This window comes from Streptomyces sp. CNX435, from assembly GCF_059570575.1.
The window spans coordinates 42925-59044 of sequence record NZ_JCANTA010000006.1; the positions used below are offsets into that span (position 1 = coordinate 42925).

The window sequence follows — 16120 nt, forward strand, 5'->3', positions numbered from 1 at the left end:
CGGGCCCGTCTGACTGTGACCGGCCCCGCAGCGCCTTCCGCCGCGGGGCCTCCTTGACGTTGGTCTTCGTCAGCGTCCTGGCCACCGGTGCCGCCACCGGGTCCTGGCCCGGCGAGGCGCGGCGCCCGCCCAAGGTGCTCACCGGCTACGTCGCCGAGGACCCGGCCTACGAGCCGCGGGCCGGCGAGAGCGGCACCGCCGACTCCGCCGGCGACCTGGTCAGCCGCAGCGGAGACCGCTGGTCGACGGCGTACAGCGCGCGCGAGTACGAGTCGCTGAAGCGGATGCTGGCGGGCAAGTACGTCGGCGTCGGGCTGTGGATCAAGACCGACCGGGCCGGCCGGATGGAGATCGCCCAGGTCGGCGAGGGCAGCCCGGCCGCCAAGGCCGGCATCCGCGCCGGCGACATCCTGCGCGCGGTCGACGGCACCCCGGTCGCGGGCCGCCCCGTGACCGAGGTCGTCGCCCTGCTGCGCGGCGAGGAGCTGGGCGAGGGGGCGCACGGAAGCACGGTGGTGCTTGCGCTCCAGCGCGGCGAGCGGCGCTGGGCGAGCCCCGTACGCCGGGTGGAGCTGGAGGCCGAGCCCGTGACCGTACGGCGCGCGGAGCCCGCGGCTGACGGCGCCACCGCCCCCGTGATCCGGGTGGAGAGCTTCACCCGCGGCAGCGGCGCGGAGGTGCGCCGGGCCGCCGCCCAGGCCCGCGGCAGCGACGGCCTCATCCTCGACCTGCGGGGCAACTCCGGCGGACTGGTCGTCGAGGCCGTCGAGGCCGCGTCCGGCTTCCTCGACGACGGGGTGGTCGCGACGTACGACCTGCACGGCAGCCAGCAGGCGCTGTACGCGAAGCCCGGCGGCAACACGAAGACGCCGCTGGTCGTCCTCGTCGACGGCGGCACGATGAGCAGCGCCGAGCTGCTGGCCGGGGCGCTGCAGGACCGTGGCCGCGCCGTCGTCGTCGGCACCCGCACCTTCGGCAAGGGCTCGGTGCAGATGCCGAAGGCCCTGCCCGACGGCTCGGTCGCGGAGCTGACGGTCGGCGAGTACCGCACCCCCGCCGGGCGCAGCCTGGAGGGCGTCGGCGTCTCCCCGGACCTCGACCTCGCCGTCACCGGCGCCGACCGGGACGCGGAGGAGGAGGCCCGTACGGTTTTGAGTGGCCTCGGGAGCGGCGTCTAGGCGACAATGGCCCGGCTATGGGTAAAGACACGGGTCGCAAGCTGATCGCGCAGAACAAGAAGGCGCGGCATGACTACCTCATCCTCGACACGTACGAGGCGGGGCTGGTGCTGACGGGCACCGAGGTAAAGTCGCTCCGGCAGGGGCGGGCTTCGCTCGCCGACGGCTTCGCGCACCTCGACGGCGGCGAGATCTGGCTGCACAACGTGCACATCCCGGAGTACTCCCAGGGCACGTGGACGAACCACACCGCGCGCCGCAAGCGCAAGCTGCTGCTGCACCGGGCGGAGATCGACAAGCTGATCGGCAAGACGCAGGAGAGCGGGCTGACGATCGTCCCGCTGGCGCTGTACTTCAAGGACGGCCGGGCGAAGGTCGAGATCGCGCTGGCGCGCGGCAAGCGGGAGTACGACAAGCGGCAGACGCTGCGCGAGAAGCAGGATCAGCGCGAGGCGCAGAAGGCGATGTCCGCGGCCCGCCGCAAGTTCCGCGGCTGACCTGCGCGGACGGGTGCGTATGGGGACGTACGCGGGGTGGAATGCGGTGGCATCCGGGGGCGCTCCTCCGCTACCATGGCGGCAGCGGTCCGGATGCGGGCTGCGCACCTTGAAAACACCACATGGGGATGATCGGTTTCGACAGCGGCTGTCGGAACAGGGGAAGCGAGCCGAGGAAGCGGCCATGATCTCGTTAACCACAGGCCGAAACAAATAATCGCCGAAACCAAGCGCGATACCTTCGCCCTCGCTGCCTGAGCAGCGACTTTGCGAAGTGTCAGCCCGGGGCTGTTCCCGACCCGGATCCTGGCATCAGCTAGGGGACTCCACTGCTAAACCCGGTCACGGGGCGTAGCAGGACAAACCACAGTGACTGAGCCCGTCGGAGACTTGTCCGCGTGATCTCCGGGGCCGAGAAAAGCGAAGCGGACTGCGCTCGGAGAAGTCCTGTCCCTGCACCGTTGGACGCGGGTTCGATTCCCGCCATCTCCACGAAGGCGAAAGGCGACGTGTGCCCACGAGATCGTGGGCCGCGTCGCCTTCGTCGTTTCTGCGCGGCTTCGCCGCGCGGGGCGGGGGCTCCGCCACCCGCACCCCCGTGGGCGGGGTGGGGCGGTGATGGACCTGCGGCTGGCCCGGTCAGGTCAGTGGGGCGGGTTGGGGAGGCGTTCGATGGCGAGGAGGGCGGCGTCGTCGGGCAGCTGGCGGCCGGCGTGCCGGAGCAGGTCGGCGCGCAGGGACGCGACGAGCTCGTCCAGGCCGCGATGCGCGTGCCGGGCGGCGCTCTCGGCGAGGGGGAAGTAGACGCCCTTGGCGTCGCGGGCCTCGATGAACCCGTCGGTGTAGAGCAGCAGCCGCTCGCCGGGGCGGAAGTCGATGGTCTGCGGGACGGGCAGCGTGCCGACCAGCCCGCCGAGCCCGATCGGGACGCCGGGCCGCAGGGGCGGGTGTACGGTGACGACGCCGCCGCCGCCGATGATCAGCGGCTCCGGGTGGCCCAGGTGCACGATGCGGGCGACGTGCTCGTCCGGCGGGATCTCCACCAGCAGGGCGGTGGTGAAGCGCTCGCTGAAGTCCTCCGCCGCGTCGTCCCGGTCGATCTCCCGCAGGGCGGTCTCCTCCATCCGCCCGGCGACCTCGCCGATCGTCGGCTCCCGGTACGCCGCCTCCCGGAAACACCCGGTCAGCACGGCCGAGACCCCGACGGCGGGCAGCCCCTTGCCCCGTACGTCACCGATGAGCACCCGGGCCCCCTGCGGGGTCTGCAGCACCTCGTACAGATCACCGCCGATCTGCGCCTCGGCTTCGGCGGCGAGATAGACGCCGCGCACGGCGAGGTGGCCGATCCGCGGGGGCGGCGGACGCAGCAGCGCGAGCTGCGCGGCCTCGGCCACCGACCTGACCTGCTTCAGCTGGGACGCGTGCCGCTGCCGGAGGACGGACGCCAGGATGCTGGCCAGGCCCACGGCGCCCTGGGACGCGAGGTGCATGTCGGCGCTGGTGTCGCCCCAGACGTCGTGGTACAGGTTCAGCCCCACGATCAGCGCGACCGCGGCGGCGGCGATCGCGGCGGTGGCGCGTACGGAGGTGGTCGCCGCGGCCACGACAGGTGCGGTGACCATCAGTGACGCCATGTGCAGCCCGTCGGGGGCGGCGAGGTCGGCGATCGCGACGGCGGCGAGGATCAGCAGGGGGTACAGGACGCGGGGGACGGGAGACCCGCGTTTTCGCGGGGCGGGGGTCCCGGCGCCTCCGACGTCGCGGCGGTGGCCGCCGCGCGGCGGGCGTCGCATGGCGATGGCGTCCTTAGGTGGCTTACAGGGCTTATGTTCCGATTGTTCGAGGATAGGTCACGGTAGGGGAGCCGACGCGGCCACGCCACCCGATCGAGGTCGAGGGTCGGGGACGGGGGGCGGGGGACGGGTTGCCGGCCAGGGTCGTACGGTCCCGGGCGGCGCGGCTCCGTACCAGGGCGTACGACGCCACGCCCCCGGCGCGCGGCCTCGATGCCCGGCCTGCCGTCAGCGGGGCGGGGGCGTCGCGCGCAGCGCCAGCAGCTCGGGGGCGACGATCTCCACTTCGCCGCGAGCGTACGTCAGCACCCCTTCGCGGCGCAGGCCGGACAGCGCGCGGTTGAGGGTGACGCGGGTGACGCCGAGGTGGTCGGCCAGGGGCTGCTGGCCGCCGGGGAGGGGGACCCGGGGGGAGCGGAGGCGGGCGGCTTCGGCCAGCAGCCAGGCCGCGAGCCGGGCGGGCGTGGGGAGCGTCGCCGCGGCGGTGAAGCGGGTCTGCTGGTCGCGGGCCTGGGCGGCGAGGGTGCGCAGGACGTGGGCGCGTACGGCGGTGGCGTCGTCGACGAGGGCGAGGAAGTCGGCGCGGGGGAGGCTGCGTACGGTGCAGGGGGTGAGGGCGGTGAACGTCGCGGTGTGGCCGCGGTCGTCGATCACCGCGACCTTGTCCAGCGCACATGGCCCCGACCACGCCCCGACCCGTACGACCCGCCCGGCCGCGGACACGACGGTCGCGGCGACGCGGCCGTCGAGCAGCAGGAGCAGCCACCGGGCCGGTTCCCCGGCCGCGCGCAGGACCTCCCCGGGGGCGTACCGCCGCGGGACGGAGCCGTGCCAGACGGCGCGCAGCCGGTCGGCGGTCAGGCCGCGGAGCAGCGGTACGGCGTGGAGGGCGTGGAGGGCGGGGGGTGGCGCGGGGTCGGCGTCTTCCGGGGGCCCGGGCCGGGCGTCCGGTGTGGTGGACTCAGCGGCGGGCGTCTCCGGCTGGCCCCGCGCGGTGGCCTCCGCGCCCGGTGCCCCGCGCCGCGTGCCCGGCGCCCCGGGCTCCGCCCTCGCGGCGGCCAGCGTCGCGGCGGCCGGTTTCGCCCTCCGTGTATCGCGCGATACAGATCCCCTCACACCTCCGACCGTACCGTCGCCCCCATGCTTGTACTCGAACTGCGCTTCACCGACGCCCCCGCCCGCCTCGCCGCCCGGCCCGCCCACCGCGACCGGCTCGCCCGCCTCCACCGTGACGGGACCCTCCTCGCCGCCGGTCCCTGGGCCGACGACTCCGGGGCTCTCCTCGTCTTCGACGCGACCCGTGACCGGCTCGACGCGATCGTGGCCGACGACCCGTACTACCGCACCCCCGGTGTCCAGGTCGTGGGCGTACGCGAGTGGACCCCCGTCGTCGGTCCCTGACCGCGGCGCCCCCGGCGCCTCCGCCTCCGGCGCCCCTTGACCTCGACCGCGGTGCAGACTGCACCCTGTCGGGGTGACCCGCCCCCTCCTCCCGCGGCTCGTGCCGCGCGCCTACCGCCCCGTGTTCGCCCACCCGCGGCTGCGCCGCCTGCTGCCCGCGTTCGTGGCCTCGGACTTCGGCGGCGGCATGAGCATGGTGGCCGTGGCGTGGCTGGCCATCGTCATCGCCCCCGACGGCCGCGAGGGCCTGCTCGTCGGGGCCGCGCTCGCCGCGTACGCGCTGCCGGGGGCGGCGGGTGTGCTGCTGCTCGGGCGGTGGCTGCGCAAGCTCCCGGCGCGCAGGCTGCTCATCGCCAACTGCGCGCTGCGCGGCACCCTGTTGGGCTGTGTGCCGCTGGCGTGGGCCGTCGGCGTCCTGCACCCCGTGACGTACGTCGTGCTGCTCGGCTGCTCGTCGGTGCTGACCGCCTGGGGCAACGCGGGGAAGTTCACGCTGGTCGGCCAGCTGCTGCCGGAGCAGCACCGGCTGGCGGCCAACTCCCTCCTCGGCGCCAGCATGTCCACCAGCATCGTGGCCGGTCCGGCGGTGGCCGGGTTCCTGGCCACGGCCGTCAGCCCGGCGTGGGTCGTCGGGCTGGACGCGCTCACGTACGCGGTGCTCGCCGTGCAGACCGCGCGGCTGGGGCCCGACGACGCCGAAACGCGGGGCAAGGACGCGGAGCACAAGCCCGCCGGCCGCGGGCTGCGGCTGCTGGCCGGGCAGCGCGAACTGCTCGCCATCCTCATCCTCACCTGGCTGTTCTTCGCCCTCTACGGCCCCGTCGAGGTCGCCCTTCCGCTCTACGTCACCGGCACGCTCGACGGCGACTCCGGACTCCTCGGCCTGTTCTGGACCGTCTTCGGCGTCGGCGCGGTCGTCGGCGGGCTGACGGTCGGCGCGCTGCGGCGGCTGCCGCTGTGGCCGGTGACGCTCGGCATCGTCGCGGGCTGGGGCGCGACGCTGCTGCTGCCGTACGGGATCGGGGCCGGGGCCGCCACGGCGATGGCCTGCTTCGCGCTGGGCGGCGCGGTGTACGGCCCGTACCCGGCGCTGTCGTTCACCCTCTTCCAGAACCGCACCCCCGAGGGCTGGCTGACCACGGTGCTCGCCGCGCGCGGCGCCGTGCTGCTCACGTCGACGCCGGTCGGGGCGGCGCTCGGGGGGCCGCTGGTGGCGGCGTTCGGGCCGCGGGCGGTGCTGGCGGGGTCGGGGGCGGCGACGGTGGGGGTGGCGGTGGCGGGCGCGGGGGTGTGGCTGGTGTCGCGGGGGCGGGGGCGGGCTCGTACGGAAGCGGCGGCGTCGGCGGACGCGGCCGGCCATCACGAACGCGCTTAGCACGTTGATCGAGAACGGCGAGTACCGCTCGATCCTGGAGGAGTGGGGGCTACAGGACGGCGCCGTACCCTTTCCCGAGGGCCTTCGAGCCCGCTGACGAACCCGACCCGGGGGTGGTGTCCAGCGGCTGGACTACAGTCGCCTCACCATGCCCGATCTCCTCGGAATCAACCATGTGACCCTGTCCACGACCGGCCTCGACCGGCTCGTCGCGTACTACACGGAACTGCTCGGGGCGGCACTCGCGTTCGAGCGCGCCGCGACCCCTTCTGATCCTCGCATCGCAGTCATCGACGTGGGCGGGGACGACCACCTGATGATCGTCGAATCCGCTCACGCCCCTACCACCGGTCTCGACCCCCTGGGCAACGCGGGATGGGGGCTTCGCGTGGGAACTCACGCGCAGCTGTGTGAGGTTCGCGAGCGAATCCTGAGTGCCGGGTGGACGGTCGGCGAGATCGAGACACTGCCCACGCAATGGACGATGACGGCTCGCGATCCCGACGGACGCCCTGTCGACGTGCGGGCCCATCGCCCCCGCACCGCGTCGCCGCCCCCGACCACTGGCTGACGGCAGCCTCCGACTGTCAAAGCAGGCCCTGCCGCAGGCCCGCGCGCTGAAGAGACGGGTGGCCGGGGAGGTGCCCCCGGACACCGGCCCACCCCGGCATCGCGCCCCCGTACCCCTCAGTCCGCCCCTGCCATCGCCTCCGTCACCGCCTCCGCGAACGCCCTCACCCTCGCGTTCTCCCGGTCCCCCCGCCACACCAGCCCCAGCGCCGACTCCGGCAGCCCCCTCACCGGTACGTACGTCACATCCCCCCGCGGGTGGTACTCCGACGTCGGGCGGCACAGCAGCATCACGCCCCGGTTCGCCGCCACCAGCGACAAGCCCTCCTGCAACGTGCCCACCTCCGGGCCCTGCGGGACCGGACTGCCCGACGGGGTACGCGCGGGGGCCTGGGCCTCGCGCCAGTAGGGCGGGGCCGGGGCGGTCACGCCGATCAGCGGGGTCGTGGCCAGGTCCTCGGCGTGCACCTCGGGGCGCGTGGCGAAGGGGTGCCGGCGGGAGGCCGCCGCGTACTGCGGTTGGCGGGAGAAGACCGGGCCGAGTACCAGCGTCGGTTCCGCCACCGGCAGCAGCACCACGGCGGTGTCCACCTCGTCGCGGTGCAGCGGTCCGAAGGGGTCGGAGAGCGGGAGTTCGGTGATCCGGGTGGTACAGCCCGGGTAGCGGTCCTCGAACTCCCCCACGACGTCCATGAATCCGTACCCCACGACCCCCTGGAACCCGATGCGCAGCGGCCCGCCGACCCCGAGCGCCGCCGCCCGGGCGCCTTCGACGGCGTCGCGCAGTGCCGCGTAAGCCGGGCGGAGGGTGCCGAGGAAGTCCTCGCCGAGCGGGGTGAGCCTGACCCGGCGGCTGGTGCGCTCCACCAGGCGGGCGCCGATGCGCTGCTCCAGCGAGCGGAGGAGCTGGCTGACCCGGCCCTGGGACACGTACAGCCGCTCGCCGGTACGTCCGAAGTGCAGTTCCTCCGCGAGGATCATGAAGCACTCCAGCTCGCGTATCTCCACCCTGCTCGCCGGTGTCGGCTCCCCGTCCACCGCCATGTGCCGCATTCCTCTCGCGCGTCGATGAGCTCACCTCATGGAAGCATGAGAACTTCGCGCTTGTTCCCCTCCCTCCCGCCGGGCTTGGCTGAGGCCATGGCAAAAGTCGACGAGCTGTCCGTACCCACGGCCGCCCCGCACCCCTCCCCCCGCGGCGGGTGGCCCGCGGTGGCGACCGTGGCGGCCGGCACCTTCACCGTGGTCACGTCCGAGATGCTGCCGGTGGGTCTGCTCACGCCCCTCAGCGGTTCGCTGTACGTCAGCGAAGGTACGGCCGGCCTGACCCTCACCGTCACCGGCCTGATCGCCGCCCTCTCCGCCCCGCTGATCACCGCCGCCGTGGGCCGGATCGACCGGCGCGTGGCCCTCTGCTCGCTGATCATGCTCCTGGCGGCGGCCAACGTGCTGGCCGCCTGGTCGCCGAACTTCGCGGTCATGATGGCGGCCCGGGTGCTGGTCGGTATCGGGCTGGGCGGTGTCTGGTCGCTCGCCGGCGGGCTGGGGGTGCGGCTGGTTCCGGCCGCGGCCGTGGGGCCCGCGACCTCCCTGATCTTCAGCGGCATCGCCCTCGCCTCCGTGCTGGGCGTGCCGGCCGGTGCGTACATCGGTGAACTCGTCGGCTGGCGTGCCGCGTTCCTCGTCGTCGGCGGGCTGGCGCTGCTCGTGACCGCGGCCATGGCCATGCTGCTGCCGCCGCTGCCCGCCGAGGAGGCGGTCGCGCTCGGCGGCGTGCTGCGGCTGATCGGCAACGCCCGGGTGGCCACCGGGCTCGCCGTGGTGTTCCTGCTGGTGACGGGCCACTTCGCCGCGTACACCTATGTACGCCCCATCCTGGAGGACGTCTCGGGCGTCGGGGCGTCGATGATCGGCACCCTGCTGCTGGCGTACGGCATCGCCGGCATCGCCGGCAACTTCGCGGTCGGCGCCCGGGTGGGCCGGTCGCTGCGCGGGACCGTGCTGGTGATCAGCGGCACGCTGGCCGCCTCCCTGCTGCTCGTACCGCTGCTCGGGCTGTCGGTGACGGGCGCGGCGGTCCTGCTGATCGTCTGGGGTCTGGCCTACGGCGGTGTGTCGGTCAGCACCCAGACCTGGCTGGGCCTGGCCGCACCGCGGGCCCGGGAGGGCGCGACCTCCCTGTTCGTGGCGGTGTTCAACGGGGCCATCGCCCTGGGTGCCTTCGCGGGCGGCCGGATGGTGGACGGCTTCGGTACCCGGTCGGTGCTGTGGCTGGGCGGCGCGCTGGCGCTGGGCGCCCTCGCGGTGAGCGCGCTCGGGCGCGTTCCCGCGGCGGACGGCGGGGCGGCCTCCTAGGCGCCTAGGCGCCGGGCCCGCGGCCGGGCTCAGCCGGCTCACGTAGCTGGTCGTGGTGGAGGGGTTCGTGGTGGAGGGGGCCGTGCGCGCCGGTGTACGGCAGGCCGGAGCCGCCCCTGCGGTCGGCGACGATCTCGGCGGCGATCGAGAGCGCGGTCTCCTCGGGGGTGCGCCCGCCGAGGTCGAGTCCGATCGGCGCGCGGAGGCGGGCGAGCCCGGCCTCGTCTACGCCGGCGTCGCGCAGCCTGTCGAGACGGTCCGCATGGGTGCGGCGCGAGCCCATCGCGCCGATGTAGGCGGCCGGCCCCGTCAGCGCCCGCCGCAGCAGCGGTACGTCGAACTTGGCGTCGTGCGTGAGGACGCACAGCACCGTGCGGGAGTCCGTCTCGATGGTGTCAAGGTAGCGGTGCGGCCAGTCGACGACGAGTTCGTCGGCCTCCGGGAAGCGCGCCCGGGTGACGAAGACGGGCCGGGCGTCGCAGACCGTGACGTGGTAGCCGAGGAACGCGCCGATCCGTACCAGTGCGGCGGCGAAGTCGATCGCGCCGAAGACGACCATGCGCGGCGGCGGCCCGGAGGAGTGCACGAGGAGGGTGGACGGCTCGCCGCAGCGTGCCTGTTCGGCGCCGATCTCCACGGTGCCGGTGCGGCCCGCGTCCAGCAGCGCCCGCGCCTCGGCCGCTGCGATGGCGTCGAATGCGGCGCCGTCGCCGTACGTGCCCTCGTACGTGCCGTCGGGATGTACGAGGAGGGCGCGGCCCAGCAGCTCTGGTGGCCCGCTCGCGATCTGCGCGAGCGCCGCCGCCTGCCCGCCGGCGGCGGCAGCCAGTGCGGCGGCGAACACGGCCCGGTCGGGGGTGTCCGCGCGTACCGGGGTGACGAGGACGTCGATGACGCCGCCGCAGGTCAGTCCGGCGGCGAAGGCGTCCTCGTCGGAGAAGCCGAAGCGCTCGGTGCCGGGGCGGCCACTGTGCAGCGCGTCTTGACACAGCTCGTAGACGGCGGCCTCCACGCAGCCGCCGGAGACGCTGCCGATCACTCTTCCCGCGCGATCCACGGCGAGCGCCGCGCCCGGCGGGCGCGGCGCGCTGCCGCTGACGCCGGTGACGGTGGCGACGGCGAAGTCGCGGCCCTGCTTGAGCCAGTCGGACAGTTCGGTGGCGATGTCCAGCATGGGTCGTCAGCCGATCAGCTTGTCCGGCGTGATGGGCAGGTCGCGGATGCGCTTGCCGGTGGCGTGAGAAACCGCGTTGGCGATCGCCGCGGCCGAGCCGATCGTGCCGATCTCGCCGACGCCGCGGCTGCCCAGCGGGCTGATGACGGTGTCGGGGTGGTCGAGGAAGTGCACGTCGATGTCGGGGATGTCGGCGTTGACCGGCACCAGGTAGTCGGCGAAGTTGGCGTTGGCGATCCGGCCGGTGGCGGGCTCCACCTCGGCGCCCTCCAGCAGCGCCTGGCCCAGGCCGAAGGTGACGCTGCCGACGATCTGGTTGCGGGCGGCGGCGGTGTTGAGGATGGTGCCGGCGTCCACCACCGTCGTCATCCGCGCCAGCCGGGTCTCTCCGGTGAAGCGGTTGACCCTGACCTCGGCGAAGTGCGCGGCGAAGGTGCTCAGGGCGTACTGCCCGAACTCCTCGCCGGGGCCGCTGGACTTCTCCGCCCCGACGGCGTCGGTGCGTGTCGCGGCCAGCAGCTCGCCGAAGCCGACGCTGCGCCCGGCCGCGCTCAGCCTGCCGTCGCGGTAGCGCACGTCTTCCGGGTCGAGGCCGCGGAACGGCGAACGCCTCCGGGTGACCGCGTGCTGGATCAGCGCGTCCACCGCCGCCTTGCTCGCGTCCTGCACGGCCGGCGCGACGCTGGCGGTGCCCGCGGAACCGGCGGCGAGTCCCCAGCCCTGCGGTGACTGCGACCTCACGGCGTTGTCCCCGACCACGGACTCGACGCGCGCGACCGGGACGCCCAGGCTGTCGGCGGCCATGAGGGCCACGACCGTCGTCATGCCGGTGCCGGGATCGGAGGTGGCGGCCTCGACGGCCACCGTGCCGTCGCGCCGGAACGCGACGTGCGTCGAGATCGGGTAGCGCATCGCGCCGAAGACGCCGATCGCCATCCCCATGCCGGTGGACCACTCGCCGTCGACGAGCGTGCCCGGCGTGCGCGGCCGGCGCGACCAGTCGAAGCGTGCGGCGCCGACGGTCATGCACTCGTCGAGGTGCTTGCTGGAGTACGGCAGCCCGGAGATCGGGTGCGTGGCGGCGTTGTTGAGGCGCCGCAGCTCGACCGGGTCGATGCCGAGTCGGTACGCCAGCTCGTCCATCGCGCACTCCAGCGCGAACGAGCTGGGTTCCTCGCCGGGCGCGCGCATGATCGTCCCCGGTGGGACGTCGAGGGTGACGGTGCGGTTGGCCGTGTAGATGTTGGGCGAGGCGTAGACGTGCTGTGAGTAGCGGGCGAAGCCGCCGTCGGCGTTGCTGGTGGCCGGCTTGGCCGTCACGCAGTCGTGCCTGATCGCGTGCAGCGTGCCGTCCCGCGCGGCGCCGAGGTCGATCCTCTGGTGGGTCGCCAGCCGGTGGCCGGTCACGGTGTAGAGCTGCTCGCGGGTCAGCGTCAGCTTCACCGGGCGTCCGGTCTCCCGGGCGGCGGCTGCCGCCAGCACGGTCGGCGCCCAGGTGGCCACCTTGGCGCCGAAGCCACCGCCCACGTGGGGGCTGACCACGTGTACGCGCTCGACGTCGATGTCCATCGCGTACGCGATCTCCGCCGCGTGCATCAGCGGGCCCTGGTTGCCGCTGTGGATCGTCAGCCTGCCGTCGCGCCCCCAGGCCGCGACGGCGGCGTGCGGCTCCATCGGATTGTGGTGCTCGGGCCGCTGGCTGAAGGTGGCGCTGACGGTGACCTCACTCGCCGCCAGGGCCTGGTCGATCGACTCGTACCCGGACTGCAGGTGCTCCTCGACCGCCGGCACCGGCGGCAGCCCCTGGGCCGGCGGCCGGGGCGGCGGCGTGACGGCGTCGGGGAGGCCGTTGGTGAACGAGGTGCGCGCCTGCTCGACGTCGTACGAGGTCTCGATGAGCGCCGCCGCGTCGCGTGCCTGCTCGAAGGTCTCGGCGACCACCATGGCGACGACCTGCCCGTGGTGGCGGACTCTGCGGTCGCCGGGCTGCAGCGGGAAGTAGTTCGGCCCGGTGCTGTTCAGCGGTCCTTCCAGCCACGGACCCGCGTAGGGCAGCGGGTTGAAGGGTGTGTAGACCGCGACCACGCCGGGGGCCTCGCGGGCGGCGTCGACGCGCATCGCACGCACCGTGCCCTTTGCGACGGTGCTGAGCACGAGGTGGCCGTACGCGAGGCCGCGCGGGTGGTGGTCGGCGGCGTAGCGGGCGGTGCCGGTCACCTTGGCGCGGCCGTCCACGCGCTCGACCGCGGTGCCTATGGGTGAGGTGGCCATGATCAATCCCCCAGGCTGAGCAGAGCACGGACGAGAGTGCGGCGCAGCAGCGCCGGCTTGAACTTGTTGTGCGCCAGCGTGCGGGCGCCGTCGGCGGCACCGGCGACGGCGGCCTCGATCGCGTCCTGCCGCAACGGCCTGTCCCGCAGCGCCCGTTCCACGTGCGGCAGCCGCCATGGCCTGGTGCCGACCCCGCCGGCCGCGACCCGGGCCGCGCGGATCGTGCCGCCGCGCAGGTCGACCGCGACCGCCGCGGAGGTGAGCGCGAACTCGTAGGCGGCACGGTCGCGGACCTTTACGTACGTCGACCGCCGTGCCCAGTGCAGCGGGGGGACCGACACGCCGGTGACGAGCTCACCCGGCTGCAGCTGGTTCTCCCGGTGCGGCGTACTGCCCGGCAGCCGGTAGAAGTCCTCCAGCCGGACGCGGCGTTCGCCGTCGCCGCCGCGCAGGTGGACCGAGGCGTCCAGCGCGACCAGGGCCACGGCCAGGTCGCTGGCGTGGGTGGCGGCGCAGTCGTCGCTGGTGCCGAGGACGGCGTGCGAGCGGTTGGCGCCCTCGATCGCCGGGCAGCCGCTGCCGGGCTCGCGCTTGTTGCACGGCATGCCGGTGTCGCGGAAGTAGCCGCACCGGGTGCGCTGCAGCAGGTTGCCGCCGATGCTCGCCATGTTCCGCAGCTGCGGCGACGCGCTCTGCCGCAGCGCCTCGGCGATCACCGGGAAGAGGGAGACGACCGCCTCGTGCGCGGCGGTCTCGCTCATCCTCGCGCCCGCGCCGATGAACAGGCCGTCCCGGCCGAGCGTGATGCGGTCCAGCGGCAGCCGGCGGATGTCCAGGACCAGGCGGGGCGCCATGACCTCAAGCTTCAGCAGGTCGACCAGCGTGGTGCCGCCGGCGAGGTAGGCGCCGTTGTGGGCGGAGGCCGCCGAGATCGCCTCGTCGACGCTGGCCGGGGCGGCGTAGGCGAACGGCCGCATCAGGCGGCACCGCCCTTGACCGCCTCGACGATGCTCGGATACGCCGCGCAGCGGCAGATGTTGCCGGACATGAACTCGCGGATCTCGCCGTCGGAGCGGGCGTGCCCCTCGTCGACGAGCGCGACCGCCGACATGATCTGACCCGGTGTGCAGTACCCGCACTGCAGCGCGTCGCGGTCGAGGAACGACTGCTGCATGGGATGCAGCCGGTCACCGTCCGCGAGGCCCTCGACCGTGGTGACCGGCCGCTCGTGCACGCTCGCCGCCAGCGTCAGGCACGCCAGCACCCGGCGGCCGTCGACGTGCACGGTGCAGGCCCCGCACTGGCCGCGATCGCAGCCTTTCTTCGTGCCGGTGAGCCCGAGCCGGTCCCGCAGCGTGTCCAGCAGCGTCGACCGCGGGTCGAGCCGCAGTGCGTCGGCGTGCCCGTTCACCCGCAGCGTCACGTCCACCAGTTCCTGGCCGGCAGCCGTCGCGGGGGTCGCGGCTTCCTGCAACGCCACGGCGCCCGTGCCCGCCGCGACCACGGCCGTGGACACCGCGGCGGAGCGGGCTAGGAAACCGCGCCGGGGCAGTCCACTGCGGGACGCCGGCGGTTCTGCCGGTTCTGCCGGGTCTGTTGAGTCTGCGGGACTTTTGGTCGAAGGGGGCATGGGCGGTTCCCTCGGGTGAAGTCATTCTCGTTCAATGATGAGACAGACTGTCTCTCTCGTGAGTCACGCCTGTCAAGCTGCTGATCGGCTGTGTACGATGGCGCCGATGGTCAGAAGCCCCGCGCTCCGCGATCACGTCGCCGCCGGCATCCTGGAGGTCGCGAGCGGCGTCCTCGCCGAGCGCGGCGAGGCGACGAGCATGACCGACATCGCCAAGGCCGCCGGCGTCGCGCGGGCGACGCTCTACCGCTACTTCCCCAACCGGGAAGCCCTCCTCGAAGCACTGCGGGAGGCCGCGCTTGAGGAGCTGTCCACGCGTATCGCCGACGCCAAGCCCGACTCCGTACCCCTGGAGGACGCCGTCGCCAGGCTGACCCGGGCGGTGATGGCGCTGGTCGGGAAGTACCGGGCGCTCGCGCTGTTCGACAACATCCCGCAGCGGAAGGGCGGACCGGCGACACCGGTACTGGAGGCGGTGCAGGCGCTGCTCGAACGCGCCGAGCGGGACGGCGCCCTGCGCACCGACCTGCCCACCGCGCACCTGCTGATCGTCTACGCGTCCCTGCTGAGGGGCATCTCGGGGCACGTCGTCCACGGGCGCCTCGGCGTCGAGGAGGCGAGCACCGCGGTCACCCGGGTCTTCCTCGGCGGCGTACTCGCGACGTGAGCCGATGCCCCCGGCTGCAACGCATGATCACCTCGCTGGACAGGCTTCGGAGTTCCGACGCGGGAAACGTACGACTTACAGCGCGCTCCAACGCAAGAGGCGGGACGGGGCTCCGAAGGCTGCGGTGCCGCCCGTGCTGCGCGGCGGCAACTCCGAAGCGTCTGCGCGCGGACCGGTCACCTACGTGGCCGGCTGGATGCCCTCGGTCATGAGCCTGGGCGAGGTGGCCGCCGAGACCCGCACGTGCCGCCGCGCGGGGGCAACGGCCGGCTGGCCCGCTTCCCAGGCTACGCGCACGGCCTGCATGCGGTTGGACACGCCGAGCCTGGTGTAGATGTTCCGCAGGTGGGCTTTGACGGTGACCTCGGCAACGGAGAGGGATGCCGCGATGCCGGCACTGGTGAGCCCTTCGGCGGCGAGATCCAGCACTTCCCGCTCGCGCGGGCTGAGCGTGCCGATCAGCATCTGCGCGGCCTTCCGCGCGGTGGTGAGCCGCTCCGGCTCCGTGTAGGCGGCGACGACGGAGCGGGTCAGCCCCGGGTCGAGGACCAGGCCGCCGTGTGCGGCGGCGGGCACCGCCCACGGCAGGTGCGTCGCGGCCGTGCCACGCCGCAGGATGCCGACCGAGTGGCACGCGAGTAGCCGGCGGATGTCCTCGGCGGTGGGGCAGTTGAGCAGGATGAGGGTGCAGGGCCGCCGGGGTGATCCGGCGGTGACGCGCCGCAGCGAGTGCAGCGCCGCGTCCGCGCTGGGCTGGCAGTTCACGAGCACGTCCAGCGGCGTGTGGCGCACCAGCCGTAGCTCTCCGCCGGGCTTCCCCTCGGCGACGACGCTGACGCCTGCCTGGTCCGCAAGCGTGGCGCGGATGCCGCTGCACTCAAGCTGGTCTTCGGCGATGACACCGACTCGTAGCACGTTGTCCCCCTTATGGCACGTCACGAGACCGCCGGCCTGGTCAGGGCCCACTCGGCGGGTGCCGGATCTCATCGCGATCATGCCGCACGTTTCCCGTGGGGGACCTTGACGGCATCTAGCGCGTGTCCTCGCGGCGGCCCCAGCACACACGGCCGTGTGCTGTCAATTGCGCTGTCGGCGAAGAGGGTTCGCGGTCTCGTCCGGTCGGCCGATACCGCGCCCGGGATGAATCGCATCTTCGCCCCCGGACCGCGCTGCGGGAGGTGACCGCGCAAGCCCCCCGGCGCTGACCAC

General features: G+C 73.8%; 15 protein-coding genes and 1 other RNA gene. 8 read left to right on the forward strand and 8 right to left on the reverse strand.

Annotation, left to right across the window (positions count from 1 at the left end):
- Positions 1 to 59 precede the first annotated feature (59 nt).
- From T328_RS12815 to ssrA, 3 genes are all read left to right on the forward strand, one after another.
- A complete protein-coding gene (locus T328_RS12815) occupies positions 60 to 1178 on the forward strand; it encodes a S41 family peptidase (protein WP_496496369.1) in 1119 nt (372 codons plus the stop codon).
- Positions 1179 to 1195: 17 nt separating this feature from the next.
- On the forward strand, positions 1196 to 1675 hold the full coding sequence (gene smpB, locus T328_RS12820; protein WP_496496122.1) for an SsrA-binding protein SmpB: 480 nt from the start codon (positions 1196 to 1198) through the stop codon (positions 1673 to 1675).
- A 124-nt stretch (positions 1676 to 1799) separates the two neighbouring features.
- Positions 1800 to 2170: a transfer-messenger RNA gene (gene ssrA / locus T328_RS12825) on the forward strand.
- A 149-nt stretch (positions 2171 to 2319) separates the two neighbouring features.
- On the opposite strand, the gene T328_RS12830 is transcribed toward ssrA, so the two are convergent.
- Together T328_RS12830 and T328_RS12835 are read right to left on the reverse strand one after the other, a co-directional pair.
- Entirely contained in the window at positions 2320 to 3468 is a 1149-nt protein-coding gene (locus T328_RS12830; protein ID WP_496496123.1) for a PP2C family protein-serine/threonine phosphatase, read from the reverse strand.
- A 228-nt stretch (positions 3469 to 3696) separates the two neighbouring features.
- Entirely contained in the window at positions 3697 to 4584 is an 888-nt protein-coding gene (locus T328_RS12835; RefSeq protein ID WP_496496124.1) for a Crp/Fnr family transcriptional regulator, read from the reverse strand.
- A 24-nt stretch (positions 4585 to 4608) separates the two neighbouring features.
- Here T328_RS12835 and T328_RS12840 point away from each other — a divergent pair, with 24 nt between their 5' ends.
- The 3 genes from T328_RS12840 to T328_RS12850 all read left to right on the forward strand — a co-directional run bounded on the left by T328_RS12840 (position 4609) and on the right by T328_RS12850 (position 6815).
- Positions 4609 to 4869 (forward strand): YciI family protein, encoded by a 261-nt coding sequence (locus tag T328_RS12840; RefSeq protein WP_496496125.1) that lies wholly within the window; start codon positions 4609 to 4611, stop codon positions 4867 to 4869.
- A 73-nt stretch (positions 4870 to 4942) separates the two neighbouring features.
- Positions 4943 to 6244, forward strand: coding sequence for an MFS transporter (locus tag T328_RS12845; protein ID WP_496496126.1), 1302 nt, complete (start codon positions 4943 to 4945; stop codon positions 6242 to 6244).
- A gap of 148 nt (positions 6245 to 6392) precedes the next feature.
- Entirely contained in the window at positions 6393 to 6815 is a 423-nt protein-coding gene (locus tag T328_RS12850) for a VOC family protein (protein ID WP_496496127.1), read from the forward strand.
- 116 nt (positions 6816 to 6931) lie between these two features.
- Here the strand turns inward: T328_RS12850 and T328_RS12855 are convergent, their stop codons facing one another.
- Entirely contained in the window at positions 6932 to 7858 is a 927-nt protein-coding gene (locus T328_RS12855) for a LysR family transcriptional regulator (RefSeq protein ID WP_496496128.1), read from the reverse strand.
- 168 nt (positions 7859 to 8026) lie between these two features.
- Between T328_RS12855 and T328_RS12860 the strand changes: the two genes are divergently transcribed.
- On the forward strand, positions 8027 to 9169 hold the full coding sequence (locus tag T328_RS12860) for an MFS transporter (RefSeq protein WP_496496370.1): 1143 nt from the start codon (positions 8027 to 8029) through the stop codon (positions 9167 to 9169).
- Between the two features lie 4 nt (positions 9170 to 9173).
- Here T328_RS12860 and T328_RS12865 read toward each other — a convergent pair whose 3' ends face one another.
- Genes T328_RS12865 through T328_RS12880 form a run of 4 tightly spaced genes read right to left on the reverse strand, consistent with a single transcriptional unit; the run spans position 9174 to position 14130 of the window.
- Positions 9174 to 10343 carry an XdhC family protein gene (locus tag T328_RS12865; RefSeq protein ID WP_496496129.1) on the reverse strand — a complete coding sequence of 390 codons (1170 nt, stop codon included), beginning with the start codon at positions 10341 to 10343 and terminating at the stop codon, positions 9174 to 9176.
- A 6-nt stretch (positions 10344 to 10349) separates the two neighbouring features.
- Positions 10350 to 12614, reverse strand: a complete 2265-nt coding sequence (locus T328_RS12870; protein ID WP_496496130.1) for a xanthine dehydrogenase family protein molybdopterin-binding subunit — start codon at positions 12612 to 12614, stop codon at positions 10350 to 10352.
- Between the two features lie 2 nt (positions 12615 to 12616).
- Complete coding sequence (locus tag T328_RS12875) at positions 12617 to 13591, reverse strand: FAD binding domain-containing protein (protein WP_496496131.1); 975 nt, start codon at positions 13589 to 13591, stop codon at positions 12617 to 12619.
- Positions 13591 to 14130 (reverse strand): (2Fe-2S)-binding protein, encoded by a 540-nt coding sequence (locus tag T328_RS12880; RefSeq protein WP_496496132.1) that lies wholly within the window; start codon positions 14128 to 14130, stop codon positions 13591 to 13593. Before T328_RS12880 ends, T328_RS12875 begins: the two co-directional genes overlap by 1 nt.
- A 220-nt stretch (positions 14131 to 14350) precedes the next feature.
- On the opposite strand from T328_RS12880, the gene T328_RS12885 reads away from it, so the two are divergent.
- The gene (locus tag T328_RS12885) at positions 14351 to 14911 is read left to right on the forward strand and encodes a TetR/AcrR family transcriptional regulator (protein ID WP_496496133.1); all 561 of its coding nucleotides are present in this window, start codon (positions 14351 to 14353) and stop codon (positions 14909 to 14911) included.
- Between the two features lie 180 nt (positions 14912 to 15091).
- On the opposite strand, the gene T328_RS12890 is transcribed toward T328_RS12885, so the two are convergent.
- Positions 15092 to 15826 carry a helix-turn-helix transcriptional regulator gene (locus tag T328_RS12890; protein WP_496496134.1) on the reverse strand — a complete coding sequence of 245 codons (735 nt, stop codon included), beginning with the start codon at positions 15824 to 15826 and terminating at the stop codon, positions 15092 to 15094.
- Positions 15827 to 16120 lie beyond the last annotated feature (294 nt).

Bases quoted from the DNA above. Each gene is read 5' to 3' on its own strand.
- T328_RS12885 (WP_496496133.1), top strand. From the start codon at position 14,351: ATGGTCAGAAGCCCCGCGCTCCGCGATCACGTCGCCGCCGGCATCCTG.
- T328_RS12875 (WP_496496131.1), bottom strand. From the start codon at position 13,591: ATGCGGCCGTTCGCCTACGCCGCCCCGGCCAGCGTCGACGAGGCGATC.
- T328_RS12870 (WP_496496130.1), bottom strand. From the start codon at position 12,614: ATGGCCACCTCACCCATAGGCACCGCGGTCGAGCGCGTGGACGGCCGC.
- smpB (WP_496496122.1), top strand. From the start codon at position 1,196: ATGGGTAAAGACACGGGTCGCAAGCTGATCGCGCAGAACAAGAAGGCG.
- T328_RS12830 (WP_496496123.1), bottom strand. From the start codon at position 3,468: ATGCGACGCCCGCCGCGCGGCGGCCACCGCCGCGACGTCGGAGGCGCC.
- T328_RS12840 (WP_496496125.1), top strand. From the start codon at position 4,609: ATGCTTGTACTCGAACTGCGCTTCACCGACGCCCCCGCCCGCCTCGCC.
- T328_RS12850 (WP_496496127.1), top strand. From the start codon at position 6,393: ATGCCCGATCTCCTCGGAATCAACCATGTGACCCTGTCCACGACCGGC.
- T328_RS12855 (WP_496496128.1), bottom strand. From the start codon at position 7,858: ATGGCGGTGGACGGGGAGCCGACACCGGCGAGCAGGGTGGAGATACGC.
- T328_RS12865 (WP_496496129.1), bottom strand. From the start codon at position 10,343: ATGCTGGACATCGCCACCGAACTGTCCGACTGGCTCAAGCAGGGCCGC.